Below are 18,410 nucleotides of genomic sequence, written 5' to 3' on the forward strand. Positions count from 1 at the left end.
GTGTTATGTATAAGAAAGTTGAAAGGGCTTTTTCAAAAGTCCAGAATCTGCTGTTAGGGCTGATCGGCATTGCTTTAACTATTATGATGAGCGTAATCATGCTGCAGACTCTTACACGTTATGTGATTTTTTACAGCCTTCCCTGGTCTGAGGAGCTGTCCAGATATTTATTTGTATTTGTGATTATGATTGGCCTGACAGTGGCAATCAAAGACGACATGTTAATCAGCATTGACTTAATTGACCGTTTCCTTCCGGAGAAGGCAGACAAATATTTAGATACAGTGAGGAAAATACTGGCGCTGCTTGTAAGTATTATTATTGTCATCTGCTGCTCCAGAATGTTTACTATTGGAAAAATACAAAAAAGCCCGGCTATGGGAATTCCTATGATCACTATGTACGGCACTATTTTTGTCAGCTATATTTTGGCCGCAATTTCCCTTGTATTTAAAATCATTGACAATATCAGGGAAGCTATGGGGATAGAAAATAAAGGGGAGGAAAAGCAGATATGAATGCAGCAGTAGCGTTGATTGTAGTTTTAATTGTGGCATTGCTTTTAGGTATGCCTATTATATGGTCCCTGGCCTTGGCCAGCGTAGTTTCCATTGCATTAAATCCAGATTTACAGTATGTGATTATTGCCCAAAGGTTATTTGCAGGCTCTGACTCCTTTGCTCTTTTGGCAGTACCGGCCTTTATGCTGGCAGGAGACATAATGAGCAAAGGCGGTTTGTCTAAGCGGTTAGTAGGATTTGCAAACGCGTTTTTCGGATGGATTTCAGGAGGACTTTCTATTGTAGCTTTAATGTCCTGTACATTTTTTGCCGCAATTTCCGGCTCCTCTGTAGCCACAACAGCAGCCATAGGCGGCATTTTACATCCGGAGATGGTAAAAAAAGGATACCCGTCTGATTACTCTGCAGCTGTTCAGGCTGTGGGAGGAACCCTGGGAATTGTAATTCCTCCAAGTATTGTATTTGTAATTTATGGAAACGTTACAGGAGTGTCTATTTCCGGTCTTCTGATGTCTGGAATTATTCCGGGAGTATTGGCAGGTATTCTGCTGTGCGTATACGCCTGGTATGCGGCTAAAAAGAACAACTGGCCAAAGGAAGAAAGATTCAGCGCTTCAGTAGCGGCCACTGCTACAAAGGATGCTATCTGGGCTTTGCTTATGCCTATTATTATTTTAGGAGGGATTTACGCAGGAATATTTACTCCAACAGAGTCAGCTGTAGTAGCTGTATTTTACGGCCTTCTGGTGTGCCTTTTAGTGTACAGGGAAATGAGCGCAAAAACCTTGTGGGAAATTTTAAAAGGTACGGCCGTGTCCACAGCCAATATTATGATGTTGGTTGTAACTGCCCAGGTATTTGGATACTTAATTACATATTACAATATTCCGTCAGCTGTGGCTGCCTGGTTTATGAGTTTTTGTACATCTAAATTTTTGTTTTTAGTACTGACTATTATACTTTTGACAATCGCAGGAATGTTTATGGACAACGGCTCCATTATCCTGATTTTAGGCCCGATTCTGGCTCCTCTTGCAGTGATGTACGGAGTAGATCCAATTCACTACGGGCTGCTGGTAGTATTTGTTTTAGCTATGGGACAGGTGACGCCGCCCTTTGGAACGTGTATGTTTGTGGCCTGCGGAATCAGCGGCCGCCCTGTCAGCGGAGTAGCAAAAGCTCTCATGCCGTTTATCGGAGTGGAGCTGGCATGTGCCTTTTTAGTTGCCTTTGTGCCGTTTTTGTCTCTCTTCTTGCCAAACCTGCTGAAATAGTATGCTCTCAATAGTATATTCTCACAGGACTTTGTGTATTGACAGGGCTTATAGTAAAGAATCAGGAGGAAAAAATGAAGGACTTATTTAATATTTCAGGAAAAAAAGCCATTGTAACAGGGGGAACCAGAGGACTGGGCATGGGAATGGCCGAGGCTCTTTTAGAGGCCGGCTGCCATGTAGTAATTATAGGGTCTTCTGACCTGGCATTTTCTAAGGCAGAGGAATACTGTAAAAAAGGTTATCAGTGTTATGGAGTAAAAGCAGACCTGCGCTCCAGGGAGGAAAATTATAAAGCCTTTAAAGAAAGCTTACAGCTTTTAGAAGGCCAGCTGGATATTATGGTGACGGCGGCAGGGATTCAAAGGCGCCACAGTGCAGAAGAATTTCCTATGGAGGAATGGGACGAGGTGCTGAGCATCAACTTAAATTCCGTGTGGATTATGAATCAGGAAGCCGGCAAGGTTATGCTGGAAAAAGGCTATGGAAAAATTATTAACGTGGCTTCCATGGCATCCTTCTTTGGCTGCCAGACAGTGCCTGCTTACGCCGCCGCAAAGGGCGGAGTGGCTCAGCTTACAAAAGAGCTTACAAATGACTGGTGCGGCAGGGGAATTAATGTAAACGCCATTGCCCCGGGCTACATGGCCACGGATTTAAATACGGCTCTGCTTGCAAACAAGGAAAGAAGCGGGCAGATTTTATCCAGAATCCCCGCCGGCAGATGGGGAACTCCGGAGGATATGAAGGGGATTACTGTTTTCCTGGCCTCCCATGCCAGCGACTATATGTCGGGAGCTATTATTCCTGTAGATGGAGGATATTTAGTAAAATGAAAGCATTAGTGTGGATAGAAAAAGAAAAGGTGGTTTTAGAAGAAAGGAAGATTCCTGATTATCAGGGAAAGGTATTAATAAAAGTAGCTTATGCAGGAATCTGCGGTTCTGATGTAGGCGTATATTTGGGAACTCATCCAAGGGCAAAGGCCCCTCTGATTATGGGACATGAGTTTTCAGGAACAGTGGAAGCTGTTGGAGAGGGAGTGGAAACTGATCTTACGCCAGGTGATAAGGTAGTGGTAAATCCTTTATATTACTGTGGCAAATGCCGGGCCTGCTTAAACGGACATACTCATGTATGCCGCAGTCTCCGCCTGTATGGAACAGATACAGACGGAGGGATGGCAGAATACGCCGCAATACCAGAAAGCTGCCTGATTAAAATGCCGGGAGATATGGATCTGAAAACTGCCGCAGTCATAGAGCCGGCGGCAGTGGTGGTCCATGGCCTTCGTATGCTTCAGAATCGTTTTTACTCTGCAGTATGTGTAACAGGCCTTGGCCCTATGGGACTTTTAACTGCTTTAATGTTAAAGGACTGGGGAGCCGGCAGAATTTTTACAGTGGAAGCCAATGAACAGAGGGCGGAGTATGGCAGAAAGCTGGGATTAGAGGTCTTAAATCCAAAGGATACAGACGTAGCCTCCTATATTTTGCAGGAAACGGAAGGAGAAGGAGTGGACGTGTTAATAGAGGCCAGCGGAAGCGGCGCCGTGGCTAAGTCTATGACAGATTATGTGGGAGTGCGGGGAGAAATTCTTTTATTAAGTGTATTTAAGCACCCGGCAGAAATGGATTTAAGAGCAGTAAACTTTAAGGAGCAGACTATAGTGGGCACCAGAGTGTACACAAAGCTGGACTTTAAAGACGCAGCCTCATATGTAAGGACTCATAAGGAATTAATAAATTCTATAGTATCCCACACATTTCCTTTGGAAAAGGGACAGGAGGTTTTTCAGGAAATAATCAGCGGCAAAACAAATATGATGAAGGTGCTGTTTGAAATCTGATGAAAGAAGGGAGAATTATGGAAAATAAAGTAGTAGAGTGGATATTAAAGTATCAGCTGGTGGCTATTTCCAGAGGCGTAAAGCCGGAGCTGATGGTAAAAACAGCTAAGGCCCTGTATGACGGAGGAGTGAGAAGTCTGGAAATTACTTTTAATCAGGCCTCTGACACTTGCATCCAGGACACAGAAACCTCTATTAAACAGGTAAAACAGGCCCTGGGAGATAAAATGTGTATTGGCGCAGGCACTGTTATGACAATAGAGCAGGCCGAAGCAGCTTATCAGGCCGGGGCAGATTTTGCCCTGGCCCCGGATACTAATATAGATGTGATTAAGAAAATTGTTAAATTAGGCATGGCGGCTGTGCCGGGAGCCTTAACTCCAACAGAAATCGCCGCAGCTTACCAGGCCGGAGCTTCTATTGTTAAGCTGTTTCCGGCAGGAAATATGGGGCTTAACTATGTAAAAGCGATTAGAGGCCCAATTAACCACGTGCCTCTTATGGCAGTGGGGGGAGTAAATGTGGAGAATATCAGGGAATTTCTGGACAACGGCTTTACCAGTGTGGGAATCGGCTCTAATATTGTGAAAAACTCCCTGATTGAAGCCGGAAAATTTGACGAAATCACAGCTTTGGCTAAGGCTTATACAGAGCAGCTGGAAAAATAATCGCGGATATAGTGATACAGCTTTGTTTCCCAGGAATTTAAGGTCCAGTTTTTCCGCCGTATTAAAACATTCATACGGTATTGTTTAGGCTCCAGAGAATAATATACAATTTTGTCTCTGGCAGAGGCGCAGGATTCAGCCAGAAAGGTTACGCCGATTCCCATGGCCACCATACTCCGTGTGGTGGTTATGCTGTTGGTTTCACACATAGCCTTAGGATACAAACCGGACAAATGAAAAACATTGTCTGAAACATAGCGGAGGGAGGAGGCTTTTTTGGACAGCAGCCAGTTGTCGTCGCCAAAATAAGCGTTCAGGTCCTGAAGAGACACAGTAGGCCCTGGATTGATTTTACAGTAAGGGTGATCTACCGGCACTGCTAAAAAAATCTCCTCGTTTCTCAAAATATCTACCTGCTCATGGGAAAAGGCGGAAGTAGTATTTAAGGCCGCAATGCCGAAGTCTACATTTTCTTCTGCAATTAAGCTGACAAGAGTGGGAATATTAGTTTCTGTTATTTCAATAGTAATTTTAGGATAATCAGCCTTAAATCTGGGGATAATTTCTGTCAGCATTTCTAAGCTGAACTGGGAGGTGACGCCGATGGTAATATGACCTCTCAGGTCCAATTCACCAATATCCTGATATAATTCTTTTTGAATGGCAATAACCTTTTGGGCCGCATTTACATATAAAATGCCGGCGGGAGTGAGAACCAGCTCGCCTTTGGCCCGGAGGAATAAAGGCGTTCCCAATTCCTGCTCCAATTTACTCACATACTGGCTGAGGGAGGACTGGGATACGTATAATTCCTCTGCTGCCTTTGTCATATTTTTCTTTTTGGCGATTGTAATAATATAATTTAAATATTTAACGTCCAAAATCATTCCCCCTTCAGTTATTTTATCTATTAGTATTAGAAAATTTGATGGCAGTCATTAAATATAAGTATTGGCTTCCTGTAATATTCTGTAATATTATTATAGCAAAATGACAACAGAATAAAAGCCGTAAAAACAGCAGAAAATGGATTTTTTGCAGCTTTAAAATTGAAGGAGGAAAAATGGATCACAAAACAGAATATGGAACTCCTGTTATTACAGAGATGAAAGTAATTCCTGTAGCAGGCTACGACAGTATGTTAATGACTTTAAGCGGCGCCCACGCCCCTTATTTTACAAGAAACCTGGTAATTTTAAAGGACAGCGCCGGCCACACCGGAATCGGAGAAATTCACGGAGGAGATTACACCTGCGCAGCTTTAGAAAGCTGTATTCCTTTGGTAGAGGGGCAGCAGGTGGGAATGTACCGGAAGGTGTTAGACAATATCCACAAGGCGGCAAAACGGGCTGACGAGGACGACGGAGAAGGAATTCAGAGTCTGGATATTAGTAAGCTGAAATTTGTAGTAAAAGCAGAGTGGGCCATTGAATGTGCAATGCTGGATCTTTTAGGCCAATATTTAGGACTTCCTGTATGCGAGCTTTTAGGGGACGGAAAACAGAGAGATCAGGTAGAAACCTTAGGATATTTATTTTATGTCAGCGATAAAAACAAGGCAGATTTACCTTATATTGACGAAAGCGGCAGCCAGGACCCTTGGTTTCAGCTGCGCCGTCAGGAAATGCTGACGCCAGAAAGAATTGTGGAGCAGGCTCAGGTACTTCAGGAAAAATATGGTTTCAGAAACTTTAAGCTGAAAGGCGGAGTTTTAGCCGGAGCTGAGGAAATGGAAGCCATTAAAGCTTTAAAGAAAGCTTATCCTGACGGAAGAATTAACATTGATCCTAATGGAGCCTGGAGTTTAGACGAGGCAATAAAAATCTGTAAACCTATGGAAGGAATTCTTACATATATAGAAGATCCCTGCGGTCCTGAGGCAGGTTATTCCAGCAGAGAGATTATGGCTGAATTTAAGAATGCAGTGAACCTTCCTGTAGCAACCAATATGATTGCTACTGACTGGAGACAGTTTTATCATGCGGCGGCTTTAAAGGCTGTGGATATTGTGCTGGCAGATCCTCATTTCTGGGGATTTGGAGGAAGCGTGCGCATGGCTCAGCTGTTAAATGACTGGGGACTTACATGGGGAAGCCATTCCAACAACCATTTTGATATTACGCTGACAGCCTTTGCCCACGTGGCAGCTGCAGCTCCAGGCACGCCTACAGCCTTAGATACTCATTGGATTTGGCAGGACGGACAGAATCTGCTTCTGGATACGCCTGAGATTAAAAACGGCTACTTAGAGGTTCCGAAAAAACCTGGTTTGGGTGTAACTATTAATATGGAAAGAGTAATGGAAGCAAATGCCTTGTACAAAAACCTGAAAAACCATGACAGAGATGATGCAGAGGCTATGCAGTTCTTAATTCCAGGATGGAAATTTGATTCTAAAAAACCAGCCTTAGTTCGATAAGCCGGGCAATAAATAAAAGCGCCATATTTTACAAGCGGCAGGAAAATGCGGTTTGTAAAATGTGGCGTTTTTTAATGAAAATAATTTTTCACAAAATCAAAAAATGCTTGTTCTGGTCTGTTGAGAACCAGATTTTTTCTGTGAACTAAAATATTGTAGCGATAAAGCTTAGGAGAAAGGGAATAATAATGAACAAGATTTTCCTGAGCTTTTCCGGAAACAGGTATAAAAGCTACGCCGGTTCCCTGGGCTACCATATCGCAGGTAAGCAAAAGTCCGTTTACCTCGCAGATGTGGGAGGGAGGAGAGGCGGAATATTGGGTAAACAGCCGGTTGGCCAGATGGCGGTTGGCAGAACCCTTTCGCGACAGCAGAAAATTATCATTATAAAAGCTGGACATCAGCTCCTTCTGGGATATTTCCGCTCCTGGATGAGACTGACAGTAAGGGTGGTTTTTAGGCACGGCAAATAAAACCTCCTCCTCCCGAAGCAGCTCTGTGGTGTCGTCCAGCTCGTCCTTAGAGTCCACAGAAATTAAAGCAAAATCTACTTTCCCGTCGGCAATCTCTTTTTCCAGGAAAATGATTTCTGTCTGAGACAATTCAAACGTTACATCCGGAAAAGCCTCCCTGAACTGAGGGATAACATCTGCAAATAATCTGTTGCCCCAAAGAGAGGTGGTGGAAATGACAATGTGAGCCTTGTGGTCCAGATCAGATATGTTTTTATACAGCTGCTTTTTAATCTCCACCACATTTTGAGCCGCCTCCACATACAGCTGGCCTGCAGGCGTGAGAAGCAGTTCGTTTTTGGCGCGGAGGAAAAGAGGAGTTCCCACATCCTGTTCCAGTTTTGACAGATAATAGCTGAGAGAGGACTGGGATACAAACAGCTTTTCAGCGGCTTTTGTCATATTTTTTTCTTCTGCAATCGCAATAATGTAGGTTAAATACTTTATATCCAAATTGTTATCTCCTTAGCAATCTTTGTGCCAATCGAAAAATTCTATTAAGGTTATCAAAGTTATATATTGGAAAAAATAAATAGATTATGATATAAATAAACCATGGTTGCTGTACAAAATAGACAGTTCTGCAGAACAATCCATGGTATAATTTCATTTTTATTTTACATTAGGTAGTATAGCATATACAGTTGAAAAAAGCAAAAATTGGAGGATGTTATGAGAAAGAAAATTGTAAGTATAATTGTTGGCACTGCCATGGCAGTTTCTATGTTGGCAGGCTGCGGCTCTAAGGAGGAGGCTCCGACAACAGCTCAAACTGAGGCAAAGGCAGATGAGGGAGAAGCAGGCGGCGCAAGCGGGGAAGCTTCCCAGGAAGGCGGATATGAATTTAAAGATACTATCACACTGATCTGTCCGGTAAAGGCCGGCGGCGACACAGACAGAAACGCCCGGGTGCTGGCTCAGTACATGCAGAAGTATGCAGGCGTCAATGTAGTTGTAAAAAATGTAGACGGCGGAGCCACTGTTATGGGAATGCAGGAATGTCTGGACGCTAAGCCGGACGGCACTACATTGGTGGTAAACGGAACAGACTTGTTTGTGCCTTATATGCAGGGCAGCTCCCAGATTAATATTGACAGCTTTAAAACAGTGGCGATTCCTGTAATTGATAATACAACTGTTTTAGCAGTGAACAAAAACTCTGGATGGAATACATTAGAAGACCTTCTGAAGGCTTCTCAGGCAGAGCCAAACAGTATTGAATACGGCGGAAAAATCGGCGCTTCCAATCAGATTTGCGGAATTGCAATGAACAAAGAATGGGACGCTAATCTGAAGTTTGTAGATGTTGGAAATAACGCTGCAAAGCTGACGGCGTTGTTAGGCGAGCAGACAGATGTTATTAATATTTCTTATGCCTTAGCTACTGATTACTTTACAACAGGCGAATTTATTCCACTGTGCCTTTTAGGAGCTGAGAAGAATGAACTGCTTGCAGATGTTCCCATGGCCTCTGACTACGGCTTAAAGGACGTAGACTTCAGCAAGTTTTTCTGGGTTGGAACAGGACCTGAGGTTCCGGACGAAACAGTAGAGGCTTTAGCAGATGTAGTTAAAAAAGCAACAGAAGATCCGGAATTTATTTCCTCTATGGAAAGCTACTATCTGACAGTAGACTTTATGGCGGGAAAAGAAGCCCAGGAGTTTGCAAATCAAATGTATGAGACAGGTCTTCTGCCATATAAGGACGCATTCTTACAGCAGCAGTAATACACATTTTATAGAAAAATGAGGGGACGGAGGCGTGAAAATACGTTCCGTTCCTTTTTCTTGATTTATAGGAAACTAAATAACTAGAAGGAGATTAATAATGAAAGAAAAACGCAGTGATATTTTTTCAGCAGTGGCATTTTTCCTGTTTGCAGTATTTGTGTACGTAGGTTCTTACTGGATTCCCGCCACCACATCCGACATCCTGGGCTCCCGGTTTTTCCCTAAAGCAGTGGCTGTTTTAATAGGAATTCTGGCTGTGATGCAGATTGTATTATCTGTTTCTAATATGAAAAAGCTTCCCGCCAAAGAAAGTGAAAAAACGGAAAAGAAAGAAGGAAAGGGAATTAACAAGCCTTTATTCCTTACAACAGCCGCTTTATTTGTTTATTATGTGCTGGTTCTTCAAATCGGCTTTACCATCACTTCTATACTGTATCTGTTATTTGAGGGGGCTGTGCTGATGCAGAAGGAGGACTTAAAAAATAAAAAGAAGATGACAATTCTTGTGCTGGTAGCTGTAATTGTTCCAATTTTTATTAACACTATTTTCTGGAAGGTATTCAGCATTGCGTTGCCGGCCGGCGCTTTATTCTAATAGAGGAGGAGACTTATAATGGAATTACTCCAGGGATTTCAGGATATTTTTAATTTGACAACCTTGCTGCTGATGTTAGGCGGTGTATTTGGAGGGCTGGTAATCGGCGCTCTTCCAGGACTTTCCGCATTTACTGCCTTGGCAATTATGCTTCCATTTACATTTGGAATGGACCCTGTAAACGGAATCTCTTTTCTGATGGCCATTTATGTGGGAGGCTGCTCCGGCGGTTTGATTTCTGCTATTTTGCTGGGCATACCAGGCACCCCCTCGTCTATTGCAACATGCTTTGACGGTTTCCCTATGGCCAAAAACGGGGAAGCTAAGAAAGCCTTAGGCACAGCTGTTTTATTCTCCTTTATCGGTGGAATTTTTGGCGCCTTAGTGCTGTCCTTTGTAGGGCCATACATTGCAAGAGTGGCATTAAAATTTAGTTCATATGACTATTTTGCAATTATTCTTTTTGCTTTAACTACTGTTTCCGCTCTTTCAGAGGGAAGTATGATTAAGGGTCTGCTGTCCTGCCTTCTGGGAATTTCTTTAGGATTTGTGGGAACTGACAGTTTAAGCTCTTACTACCGCTATACCTTTGGAATTAACAAGCTGGCTAATGGATTTAACCTGGTTCCAGTATTAATCGGTTTATTTGCTGTATCTCAGATTATGATTACAGCCAGGGATAAAGCCCATTCCGCCCAGGTAGTGTCTATTACTAATGTGCCGCAGAAAAAGGTAAAGGGCTTTGGACTGAGCATGAAGGAGTTTTTATTCCACATGAAGACAGCTATTCCCTGCGCTATTATTGGACTGGTAATCGGTATTCTTCCCGGCTTAGGAGGAAATGTAAGTAACTTAATGGCGTATTCTTATGCTAAGAAAACTTCTAAATATCCTGAAAAATTCGGAACAGGTATTCCCGACGGCGTGGTGGCTTCAGAGACAGCCAACAACGCTACTGTAGGCGGAGCTGTTATTATTCTTTTAACCTTAGGTATTCCGGGAGATAATGCAACCTCCATTATCCTGGCCGGCTTCCAGATGCACGATGTAACCCCGGGACCGCTTTTATTTAAAACAAGCGGCGAGCTGGTATATGCTATTTTAGCCGCGTTTATTCTGGCCAATGTAATGTTCTTCATTATGGAATATTTTGGACTTCCTATTTTTACTAAAATGTTGTCCGTGCCGTCCACATTATTGCTGCCAGTAGTAATTGTGTGCTGCTTTGTAGGCTCCTACTGCGCAAATAACAACAGCCTGGACATTTTAATTATGGTTTTATTCGGCTTATTAGGATATGTTTTGAAAAAATATAAATACCCGCTGGCCCCTCTTGTTGTAGGATTTATTTTGGCCCCGTTGTTGGAGACCTATTTAAGGCGTTCCCTGATGAAAACAGACGGAAGCTTCCTGCCGATTATTCAGTCCCCTATTGCTGCAGTATTCCTTATTTGCACAGTAATTGCAGTTGTATATACAGCTATAGGTGAAATAAAAAAGGCAAGACAGGCCGCATAAAGAAAAGGAGAGAGGCGAATATGTATTATAAAAATCAATTCCGGCAGCTGCTAAATGACAGGGCGGGAACAGTGGGAACCAGACTTCATTCTACATGGCCCATTGTGACAGAAGCAGTAGGAGCCTTGGGAAAATACGATTATATTGAATTTACAGCAGAATATGCTCCTTATAATCAATATGATTTGGAAAATATTGTTCGGGCCGCAGAAGTTCACCACATGATGAGTATGATAAAGGTGGACTACCAAAATAGAGGATTTGTGGCCCAGAAGGCTGTGGCCTCTGGTTTCCAGTCTGTATTATTTACAGATCATACCTCCCCGGAGGAAGTAGAGGAAACTATTAAGCTGATTCTGCCTAAGTGCCCTGCATACAACGGAAAAATGGGATACGCCAACAGAAGATGGATTGGATATCAAAGTACAGCCACCCAGGAGGAATATGCCCAGATGGCCGCTGAGACGGTAAAAGCATTTATGATTGAGAAAAAAGAGGCGGTAGATTGTATTGAAGAAATCTGCAGCGTTCCCGGAATTGATATGATACAGTTTGGGCCAAATGATTTTGCATTAAGCTCTGGATTTAATATGAGAGATGACAAAAAAAGGGTGCAGGCCGCAGAAAAAAAGGTAATAGAAACTGCAATCAGCCACGGAATACGCCCCAGATGTGAGTTAAACAGCGCAGAGGAGGCCAGATATTATCTGGATTTAGGGGTAAAGGATTTCAGCATTGGTCTGGAATTAAGGATTCTTCAAAATTTCCTGGCAGACCAGGGGGACCGGCTTTTAAATTTAATGGCAGAACAAGGTTTAATCAGATAAACAGCTTAGAGGAGAAAATTATGAGATTATCATTTGAAGAAATAGAAAGCCAAATTAAACGGGTTTTTATGAAATATGGAATGACAGAGGAAAAGGCCGATATCTGCGCCAGAGTCCATACAGAATCTACATATGACGGAATTTATTCCCACGGCACCGGAAGAGTGGCCAGGTTTGTGGATTACATTAAAAAAGGCTGGGTGGACATTCAGGCTGATCCTACTTTAGAAAGAGACTGCGGCGCCATCAGAATTTATAACGGAAACATGGGCCCAGGCGTTTTAAACGCAATGTACGGCGTAGAAGAAGGGATGAAGCTGGCCAGCCAGTACGGAATCGGAATGGTAGGATTAAAAAATACTACTCACTGGATGAGAGGCGGCAGCTACGGACTTTACGCGGCAAACCGCGGCTACATTGCTATTATGTGGACTAATACAGAATCTGTTATGCCTCCCTGGGGTGCAAAGGAGTGCCGTTTAGGCAATAATCCTTTTGTTATGGCAGTGCCGGGAGCAGATGGAAGAGAGCCAATGATGTTGGATATGGCTATTTCCCAATATGCTTATGGAAAGCTGGCTATGCTTAGATTGGCTGGAAAAAAACTGCCTTTTCCAGGAGGATTTGATGAGGATGGAAATATTACAGATGATCCAGGCACCATTGAAAAAACAAGAAGAATGCTTCCTATTGGATATTGGAAGGGCTCCAGCTTTTCCTTTATGCTGGATTTAGTGGCAACCCTTCTCACAGACGGCATTGGTGCCTCTGATTTAGACCATGTGGGAAAAGGAAGCTGCGGAGGCGCTTCCCAGGTAATGATTCTTATTGACCCTAAGAAAACTGTAGACGGAGAAAGAATGGGGGAGGAAATTGAAAAAGCAGTAAAGCATTTAAAGGGAGCTGCTTTAGCAGAACATTCTACTGGAATTTTCGCCCCGGGGGACGATTATATTAACTTTCGCAAAGAGCACGACGAAAAAGGAATTTTTGTGGAAGACGTTATTTGGAATGAAATTCTTTCTCTGTAACAGGATACAGGATACAAAATAAATAAGAAGGGGGCGGCATATTGAAGGAAGAAAAGCTAAGTCATGCAGAAGAAATTCAGATTATGAAAGAGCTGGAACAATTTGATACGCCTACAATTACTAACGTGGTGGCTACATATCCTGCCAACCAGCTGTGCCTTGGCCTGTATAATCCGCAGGAAATTAACTGGTATACAGATAATAGTTTAAGATGTTTATATCCGGAATTAGGGGCCAGATGTGGATATGGAGCTACGGCAGTATATGGAATGCCAGATCCGGCCTTTCAAAATTTGAAATTTGTACATGTTTTGAGAGGAATTGCAGAGGCCGCAGAGACAGGCGGGCCGGTAATTTTAGTTTTAAAAGAAAATTTTTCTGAAAAAATGAAAAATAAAAATGCCATAATCGGCGGAAATATGATGACTGCCTTTAAACAGCTGGGAGTAGTGGGAGTAATCGGGGACGCCCCAGCCAGAGATACAGATGAAATGCGTCCCTTAAAGATACAGTGTATGTTCCCCGGAACTGTGGCAGGCCACGGCAGTCTGGCCGTCCAGGCAGTCAACGTGCCTGTAACTGTAAGCGGCATGGATCTCTCCCCTATGGAAGTAATTCATATGGATGAAAGCGGAGCCGTAAAATTTCCGCGAAGGTATTTAAAAGAAGTATTAGAAAGAGCAAAAAAGATGAGAGCTCTGGACGAAGAAAAACAGAAAAAAATGAGAACCATGACAGATCCTGAAGAATTGGCGGCTGCTATGGGCTGATTTCAAAAGCCACTCGTTTACAGATTGAACCGACCTCCCAATCGTTAGATTTTTAGTCTAACTTTTGGGGGGCGGTTCATGTGCTGGACGGGTGGTTTTTTAGTTTCTGTGCTCTGCCATGGGGCGGCCGGCTTTAGGCGGGAAAAAGGGGGTTGGATTTGAAAATGAAATCAGGTATACTGGATAAGGTAAGGAGGACTAAGAAATGAAAATTAGAAGGTTAGCAGCAGCTATGGCGATTACAGTGCTGGGGAGCATTGCTTTATCTGCAACAGCCTGGGCGGCAGTAGCCAGTCCAAGGCTGACGTCATTTGAGTGGATTGACGAAGAACAGGGGCCTGGCGTGGCCATGTGGGTGGATGAAAACGGAAATATTTCAGAACCTTTAGCCGGAGGCCCGGCACAGGAAAATACAGAAGAGAACACAGAAGGACAGCAGACTGCAGAGGAAGCAGCGGCAGCGGAGGCTCAGAAGGCTGCGGAGGAAGCGGCGGCAGCAGAGGCCCAGAAGGCTGCGGAGGAAGCGGCGGCAGCAGAGGCCCAGAAAGCTGCGGAGGCAGCGGCGGCAGCCCAGGCCGGAGGCAGAGTTATTGATCCTGCCAGACCTATGGTGGCTTTAACATTTGACGACGGCCCTATGGCGTCTGTGGGCAATCAGATTATGGATTGTCTGGCCCAGTATGGAGGGAAGGCCACCTTTTATGTGGTGGGAAACAGATGTGCTTCTTATGTGGCGGAGATGCAGCGCATGGTTGCAGAAGGCCATGAAATCGGCAATCATACATACGAGCATAAATATTTAAATAAGCTAAATACTGCCCAGATCAGGGCGCAGATTGATAAAGGAGCCGACGCAGTCCAGGCGGTGTGCGGCGTGCGCCCCAAAACAGTGCGTCTTCCAGGGGGAAACAAAAACGCTACAGTTCTTTCAGCTGTTCAGGAGCCTATTGTGCTTTGGAGCATTGATACCTTAGACTGGAAGACAAAAAATGCGCAGTCTACAGTAAATAAAGTTCTTTCTAATGTAAAAGACGGAGATATTGTGCTGATGCACGAATTGTACTCTGCAACAGGACAGGCAGCGCTGCAGCTGATTCCTGAGCTGACTAACAGAGGATATCAGCTGGTGACAGTCAGCGAAATGGCTCAGTACAGAGGAGGCCTTCAAAACGGCCAAATATACTACAGCATAAGGCCGTAAGGCAAAATAAGGGGGAAGTATGGAAATATTATCAAGTATTTTGCGGGGAATGAGTGATTTTATCTGGGGAATCCCTATGCTGGTGCTGCTGTTTGGCACGCACCTGTTTATGACAGGACGGCTGAGATTGATCCAAAGATACACGTTTAAGGCCATAAAAATGTCTTTTACTGCAGATGAAGGCAGCGAAGGGGAGATCAGCCAGTTTGGAGCCTTGGCCACGGCCCTGGCGGCTACAATTGGAACAGGCAATATTATCGGCGTATCTACAGCTGTGGCCTTAGGCGGTCCAGGCGCAGTGCTGTGGTGCTGGTTTACCGGATTGTTCGGCATAGCAACAAAGTACTCAGAGTCTCTTTTGGCAGTGAAATTCAGGACGAAAACAGATGACGGCAGAGTAGTAGGCGGTCCTATGTATACGATTGAAAGAGGTTTAAAATGCAGATGGCTGGCAGTTGTGTTTGCGGCCTTCACGATTTTTGCCACCTTTGGGGCAGGCTGCACCGTACAGTCTCACGCCATATCTGATGTAATTTATACCACCTTCGGAACCTCTGTATTTGTCAGCGGGGCAGTTATTACATGTTTGACGGCAGTGGTGATTTTAGGCGGAGTAAAAACAATTTCCAAGGTGTGCGAGAAGCTGGTTCCTTTTATGGCGCTATTTTATATAATCAGCTGCATCGCTATTTTGTGGATTAACAGAGAATTTCTGGTGCCTGCAGTTTTACTAATTATTCGGTCTGCATTTACGCCTCAGGCGGCGGCAGGAGGATTTGCAGGAAGCACTATGATGACGGCCTGCCGGTATGGAATGGCGAGAGGTTTATTCTCCAATGAATCTGGTTTGGGAACAGCTCCCATTGCAGCTGCCAGCGCCCAGACAAAAAATCCTGTGCGCCAGGCTATGATTTCCATGACAGGTACATTTTGGGATACAGTAATTGTATGCGCCATGACAGGTATTGTAGTTGTCAGCTCTATGCTTCATGTGCCGGAAGCATACACAGGAGTGGCCGACGACGCGCTTACCAGAATCGCCTTTGGGCAGCTTCCGTCTGTAGGAAATTATGCCCTGACAGCCTCCCTGTCTATTTTTGCATTTACAACTATATTAGGCTGGTCCTTTTATGGGGAAAGATGTATGGAATATTTGTTTGGAAAGAAAAGTGTTCTGATTTACAGACTGGCGTTTTTAGCAGTTTTATTTATTGGAGCTGTTACCTCCCTGGAAATAATATGGAACTTTTCAGACTTAATGAACGGGCTGATGGCCTTTCCAAACCTGATCTCCATATTATTTCTCAGCAAAATAGTGGTGGAGGAAACAAAATATTATTTGTGGGACGGCCGCCTGCATCACGATGCGGCTTCCCACAATTTCTGATGTTACTTTTCGTCACACACCTGGAAGATGTAAAATTTCAGGTAATAAGAAGAATCTGCGGCCCAGAGAATAGGATGATCAGCAGCCTGAGTTCTGTACTCTACCTGCCGCAGTCTTTTGTGACAACTGACAGAAGCTTCCCTGATGGTTTTTGCAAATAAGTCAGGGTTCATAAAATGGGAACAGGAGCAGGTGGCTAAAAATCCTCCGTCCTTCACTAACTTCATTCCTCTTAAATTGATTTCCCTGTATCCTTTTACAGCATTTTTAATAGAAGCTCTGGATTTTGTAAATGCAGGAGGATCCAGAATTACAACGTCAAACTTTTCACCCTCAGCGTCTAATTTGGGAAGCAGATCAAACACATCGGCGCAGATAAAGGACACTGTATCAGAAAGTCCGTTTAATTGGGCGTTTTCTCTGGCCTGGGCCACTCCCAGCTCTGAAGCGTCCACGCCTAACACAGAGGAGGCGCCGGCAATACCTGCATTTAAAGCAAAGGAGCCTGTGTGAGTGAAACAATCCAGCACTTTTTTGCCCTTACACAATTTTTGAATGGCCAAACGATTATACTTCTGGTCCAGGAAAAATCCGGTTTTTTGTCCGTCCTGAACATCTACAATATATTTTACTCCATTTTCTGTAATTTCTACCTTTGTGTCAAAAGGTTCCCCTATAAAGCCTTTATATCGCTCCAGTCCTTCCTGAAGGCGTACCTTGGCATCGCTGCGCTCGTAAATGCCGCCAATGATAATACCGTCCTCAGCCAGCACCTGTTTCACTTTTTCTAAAATAACAGGTTTTAATTTGTCAATTCCAAGAGCTAAGGATTCCACTACTAATATATTAGAAAACTTGTCTACTACAATACCAGGCAGAAAGTCTGCTTCCCCGAAAATTAAGCGGCAGCTGTCTGTATCTACTGTAGCCTTTCTGTACTCCCAGGCATTGCGGACCCTCATTTCTATAAAATCCTCATCAATCACAGCGTCTTTTTTTCTGGACATCATGCGGACAGTCAGCTTAGACTTTCTGTTAATAAACCCGTGTCCCAGACAGTATCCGTCAAAATCTACAACAGTCACAAGATCCCCGTCAGAGACATCTCCGGGGATACAGTCAATTTCATTGTCGTAAATCCACATTCCCCCGGCTTTTAAAGAGCGGGCCTCTCCTTTTTTCACTTTTACAGTTGCTTTTTCCATTGTGATATAATCTCCTTCATTATGTTCAGGGACAATTCCGCCTGGTCAGACGCCTGGCCGTTAATAGGCTCCACGCTGACGGTTCCGTCATAGCCTAAGCCCATTAAAGTATATAAAAACTCTTTATAAATATCTTTGTATTCCGGCAGCAGGGCAACTCTAAGACCATCTGATTTCTGTGCCATATGAACATGGCCTATAGCGGACGGGTCTAAAGATAAATCTAAGAGACTTTCTCCGTTTGTGTGAATGTGATAAAGATCGCATACCAGGGCAACATTTGGAAGATTCAGAGAGTGAACCAGTTTTAACCCGTCCTTCCAGGTGATGCAGTAATTAGATTCCTCATAATTTAAATGCTCCCACAAAATATTAATGTTGTACTGGGAGGCCTCCTGGGAAAAGATAGTGAGAAACTGCCTGGCCTCATCATCAGCCCTTGCCATATCATATCCTTTAGGCAGGCGGCGGGAGGCAGGAGAGCCGATTCCTATATTGGAAGCCCCTAAAAATGCAGCTGCAAAGCACAGCCTTTTTGCACATTCTGAAGTTTTCTCAGGGGAAAAGCCTTCCCCTACAATGGGGACTTGAACAGGAATGGTGCTGTTAAAGCCGCAGCAGGACACAGGGCCGTCAGATAAAATTTTTAAAACTTCCTTCATTTTTTCCGGAGAATAAGTGAGAATTTCCCGGCCGGACAGCTCTATGTAATCATAACCTAAATCTGCCAAAAGCTGGTAGTTGTCTATATTTGTACAAAATCCGAATTTCACAGGCATTACCTCCATATAATAGATTGTCATTTCCAATAATATTATTATACTGGAAAATTGCTGATTTTCAATTCCTGATTTACTAATTGCAAAAACCCACTGCCTGTCTGATTTGTTGACTTTCCATGT

18 protein-coding genes are annotated in these 18,410 nt (G+C 43.8%); 14 read left to right on the forward strand and 4 right to left on the reverse strand.

All coding sequences use genetic code 11. The features are described 5' to 3' along the window. The first annotated feature begins 5 nt into the window (after positions 1-5). The 5 genes from C1A07_RS11740 (at position 6) to C1A07_RS11760 (ending at position 4,312) form a co-directional block, all read left to right on the forward strand. On the forward strand, positions 6-518 hold the full coding sequence (locus C1A07_RS11740; protein WP_180952242.1) for a TRAP transporter small permease: 513 nt from the start codon (positions 6-8) through the stop codon (positions 516-518). Beyond that, on the forward strand, positions 515-1,795 hold the full coding sequence (locus C1A07_RS11745) for a TRAP transporter large permease (RefSeq protein WP_101877271.1): 1,281 nt from the start codon (positions 515-517) through the stop codon (positions 1,793-1,795). The genes C1A07_RS11740 and C1A07_RS11745 overlap by 4 nt, the downstream gene beginning before the upstream one ends. 74 nt (positions 1,796-1,869) lie before the next feature. Further along, positions 1,870-2,631, forward strand: a complete 762-nt coding sequence (locus C1A07_RS11750) for an SDR family oxidoreductase (protein WP_101877272.1) — start codon at positions 1,870-1,872, stop codon at positions 2,629-2,631. Further along, on the forward strand, positions 2,628-3,644 hold the full coding sequence (locus C1A07_RS11755; RefSeq protein WP_180952243.1) for a zinc-dependent alcohol dehydrogenase: 1,017 nt from the start codon (positions 2,628-2,630) through the stop codon (positions 3,642-3,644). Before C1A07_RS11750 ends, C1A07_RS11755 begins: the two co-directional genes overlap by 4 nt. A 17-nt stretch (positions 3,645-3,661) precedes the next feature. Further along, positions 3,662-4,312, forward strand: coding sequence for a bifunctional 4-hydroxy-2-oxoglutarate aldolase/2-dehydro-3-deoxy-phosphogluconate aldolase (locus tag C1A07_RS11760; protein WP_101877274.1), 651 nt, complete (start codon positions 3,662-3,664; stop codon positions 4,310-4,312). Here C1A07_RS11760 and C1A07_RS11765 read toward each other — a convergent pair. Next, positions 4,288-5,193, reverse strand: coding sequence for a LysR family transcriptional regulator (locus C1A07_RS11765; RefSeq protein WP_101878129.1), 906 nt, complete (start codon positions 5,191-5,193; stop codon positions 4,288-4,290). The two genes, C1A07_RS11760 and C1A07_RS11765, sit on opposite strands and share 25 nt — an antisense overlap. A 182-nt stretch (positions 5,194-5,375) precedes the next feature. Here C1A07_RS11765 and C1A07_RS11770 point away from each other — a divergent pair, with 182 nt between their 5' ends. Continuing rightward, entirely contained in the window at positions 5,376-6,731 is a 1,356-nt protein-coding gene (locus C1A07_RS11770; RefSeq protein ID WP_101877275.1) for an enolase C-terminal domain-like protein, read from the forward strand. Positions 6,732-6,802: 71 nt separating this feature from the next. On the opposite strand, the gene C1A07_RS11775 is transcribed toward C1A07_RS11770, so the two are convergent. Next, a complete protein-coding gene (locus tag C1A07_RS11775; protein WP_101877276.1) occupies positions 6,803-7,696 on the reverse strand; it encodes a LysR family transcriptional regulator in 894 nt (297 codons plus the stop codon). A gap of 219 nt (positions 7,697-7,915) precedes the next feature. Here C1A07_RS11775 and C1A07_RS11780 point away from each other — a divergent pair, with 219 nt between their 5' ends. The 8 genes from C1A07_RS11780 (at position 7,916) to C1A07_RS11815 (ending at position 16,303) form a co-directional block, all read left to right on the forward strand. Further along, positions 7,916-8,971 (forward strand): tripartite tricarboxylate transporter substrate binding protein, encoded by a 1,056-nt coding sequence (locus tag C1A07_RS11780; protein WP_101877277.1) that lies wholly within the window; start codon positions 7,916-7,918, stop codon positions 8,969-8,971. A gap of 100 nt (positions 8,972-9,071) precedes the next feature. Further along, the gene (locus C1A07_RS11785; RefSeq protein ID WP_101877278.1) at positions 9,072-9,569 is read left to right on the forward strand and encodes a tripartite tricarboxylate transporter TctB family protein; all 498 of its coding nucleotides are present in this window, start codon (positions 9,072-9,074) and stop codon (positions 9,567-9,569) included. A gap of 18 nt (positions 9,570-9,587) precedes the next feature. Further along, on the forward strand, positions 9,588-11,087 hold the full coding sequence (locus tag C1A07_RS11790; protein WP_101877279.1) for a tripartite tricarboxylate transporter permease: 1,500 nt from the start codon (positions 9,588-9,590) through the stop codon (positions 11,085-11,087). Positions 11,088-11,107: 20 nt separating this feature from the next. Next, the gene (locus tag C1A07_RS11795; RefSeq protein ID WP_101877280.1) at positions 11,108-11,914 is read left to right on the forward strand and encodes an HpcH/HpaI aldolase family protein; all 807 of its coding nucleotides are present in this window, start codon (positions 11,108-11,110) and stop codon (positions 11,912-11,914) included. A gap of 20 nt (positions 11,915-11,934) precedes the next feature. Continuing rightward, positions 11,935-12,945, forward strand: coding sequence for a 3-dehydro-L-gulonate 2-dehydrogenase (gene yiaK, locus C1A07_RS11800; protein WP_101877281.1), 1,011 nt, complete (start codon positions 11,935-11,937; stop codon positions 12,943-12,945). A gap of 41 nt (positions 12,946-12,986) precedes the next feature. After that, positions 12,987-13,715: an RraA family protein gene (locus C1A07_RS11805; protein ID WP_242972303.1), complete on the forward strand. Its 729-nt coding sequence runs from the start codon at positions 12,987-12,989 to the stop codon at positions 13,713-13,715. Positions 13,716-13,920: 205 nt separating this feature from the next. Next, the gene (locus C1A07_RS11810) at positions 13,921-14,916 is read left to right on the forward strand and encodes a polysaccharide deacetylase family protein (protein WP_242972304.1); all 996 of its coding nucleotides are present in this window, start codon (positions 13,921-13,923) and stop codon (positions 14,914-14,916) included. A 19-nt stretch (positions 14,917-14,935) separates the two neighbouring features. Continuing rightward, positions 14,936-16,303 carry an alanine/glycine:cation symporter family protein gene (locus C1A07_RS11815; protein ID WP_101877282.1) on the forward strand — a complete coding sequence of 456 codons (1,368 nt, stop codon included), beginning with the start codon at positions 14,936-14,938 and terminating at the stop codon, positions 16,301-16,303. A gap of 2 nt (positions 16,304-16,305) precedes the next feature. On the opposite strand, the gene C1A07_RS11820 is transcribed toward C1A07_RS11815, so the two are convergent. After that, positions 16,306-17,508 (reverse strand): class I SAM-dependent rRNA methyltransferase, encoded by a 1,203-nt coding sequence (locus tag C1A07_RS11820; protein WP_101877283.1) that lies wholly within the window; start codon positions 17,506-17,508, stop codon positions 16,306-16,308. Next, positions 17,490-18,281 carry a sugar phosphate isomerase/epimerase family protein gene (locus C1A07_RS11825; RefSeq protein ID WP_180952244.1) on the reverse strand — a complete coding sequence of 264 codons (792 nt, stop codon included), beginning with the start codon at positions 18,279-18,281 and terminating at the stop codon, positions 17,490-17,492. The genes C1A07_RS11820 and C1A07_RS11825 overlap by 19 nt, the downstream gene beginning before the upstream one ends. Positions 18,282-18,410: the final 129 nt, after the last annotated feature.

The sequence above is a fragment of the Lachnoclostridium edouardi genome (assembly GCF_900240245.1).
GTDB lineage: Bacteria > Bacillota > Clostridia > Lachnospirales > Lachnospiraceae > Lachnoclostridium_A > Lachnoclostridium_A edouardi.

Coding starts and splice junctions, on each gene's coding strand:
- C1A07_RS11740 (WP_180952242.1), top strand. CDS start 6: ATGTATAAGAAAGTTGAAAGGGCTTTTTCAAAAGTCCAGAATCTGCTG.
- C1A07_RS11745 (WP_101877271.1), top strand. CDS start 515: ATGAATGCAGCAGTAGCGTTGATTGTAGTTTTAATTGTGGCATTGCTT.
- C1A07_RS11750 (WP_101877272.1), top strand. CDS start 1,870: ATGAAGGACTTATTTAATATTTCAGGAAAAAAAGCCATTGTAACAGGG.
- C1A07_RS11755 (WP_180952243.1), top strand. CDS start 2,628: ATGAAAGCATTAGTGTGGATAGAAAAAGAAAAGGTGGTTTTAGAAGAA.
- C1A07_RS11760 (WP_101877274.1), top strand. CDS start 3,662: ATGGAAAATAAAGTAGTAGAGTGGATATTAAAGTATCAGCTGGTGGCT.
- C1A07_RS11770 (WP_101877275.1), top strand. CDS start 5,376: ATGGATCACAAAACAGAATATGGAACTCCTGTTATTACAGAGATGAAA.
- C1A07_RS11780 (WP_101877277.1), top strand. CDS start 7,916: ATGAGAAAGAAAATTGTAAGTATAATTGTTGGCACTGCCATGGCAGTT.
- C1A07_RS11785 (WP_101877278.1), top strand. CDS start 9,072: ATGAAAGAAAAACGCAGTGATATTTTTTCAGCAGTGGCATTTTTCCTG.
- C1A07_RS11790 (WP_101877279.1), top strand. CDS start 9,588: ATGGAATTACTCCAGGGATTTCAGGATATTTTTAATTTGACAACCTTG.
- C1A07_RS11795 (WP_101877280.1), top strand. CDS start 11,108: ATGTATTATAAAAATCAATTCCGGCAGCTGCTAAATGACAGGGCGGGA.
- yiaK (WP_101877281.1), top strand. CDS start 11,935: ATGAGATTATCATTTGAAGAAATAGAAAGCCAAATTAAACGGGTTTTT.
- C1A07_RS11810 (WP_242972304.1), top strand. CDS start 13,921: ATGAAAATTAGAAGGTTAGCAGCAGCTATGGCGATTACAGTGCTGGGG.
- C1A07_RS11815 (WP_101877282.1), top strand. CDS start 14,936: ATGGAAATATTATCAAGTATTTTGCGGGGAATGAGTGATTTTATCTGG.
- C1A07_RS11820 (WP_101877283.1), bottom strand. CDS start 17,508: ATGGAAAAAGCAACTGTAAAAGTGAAAAAAGGAGAGGCCCGCTCTTTA.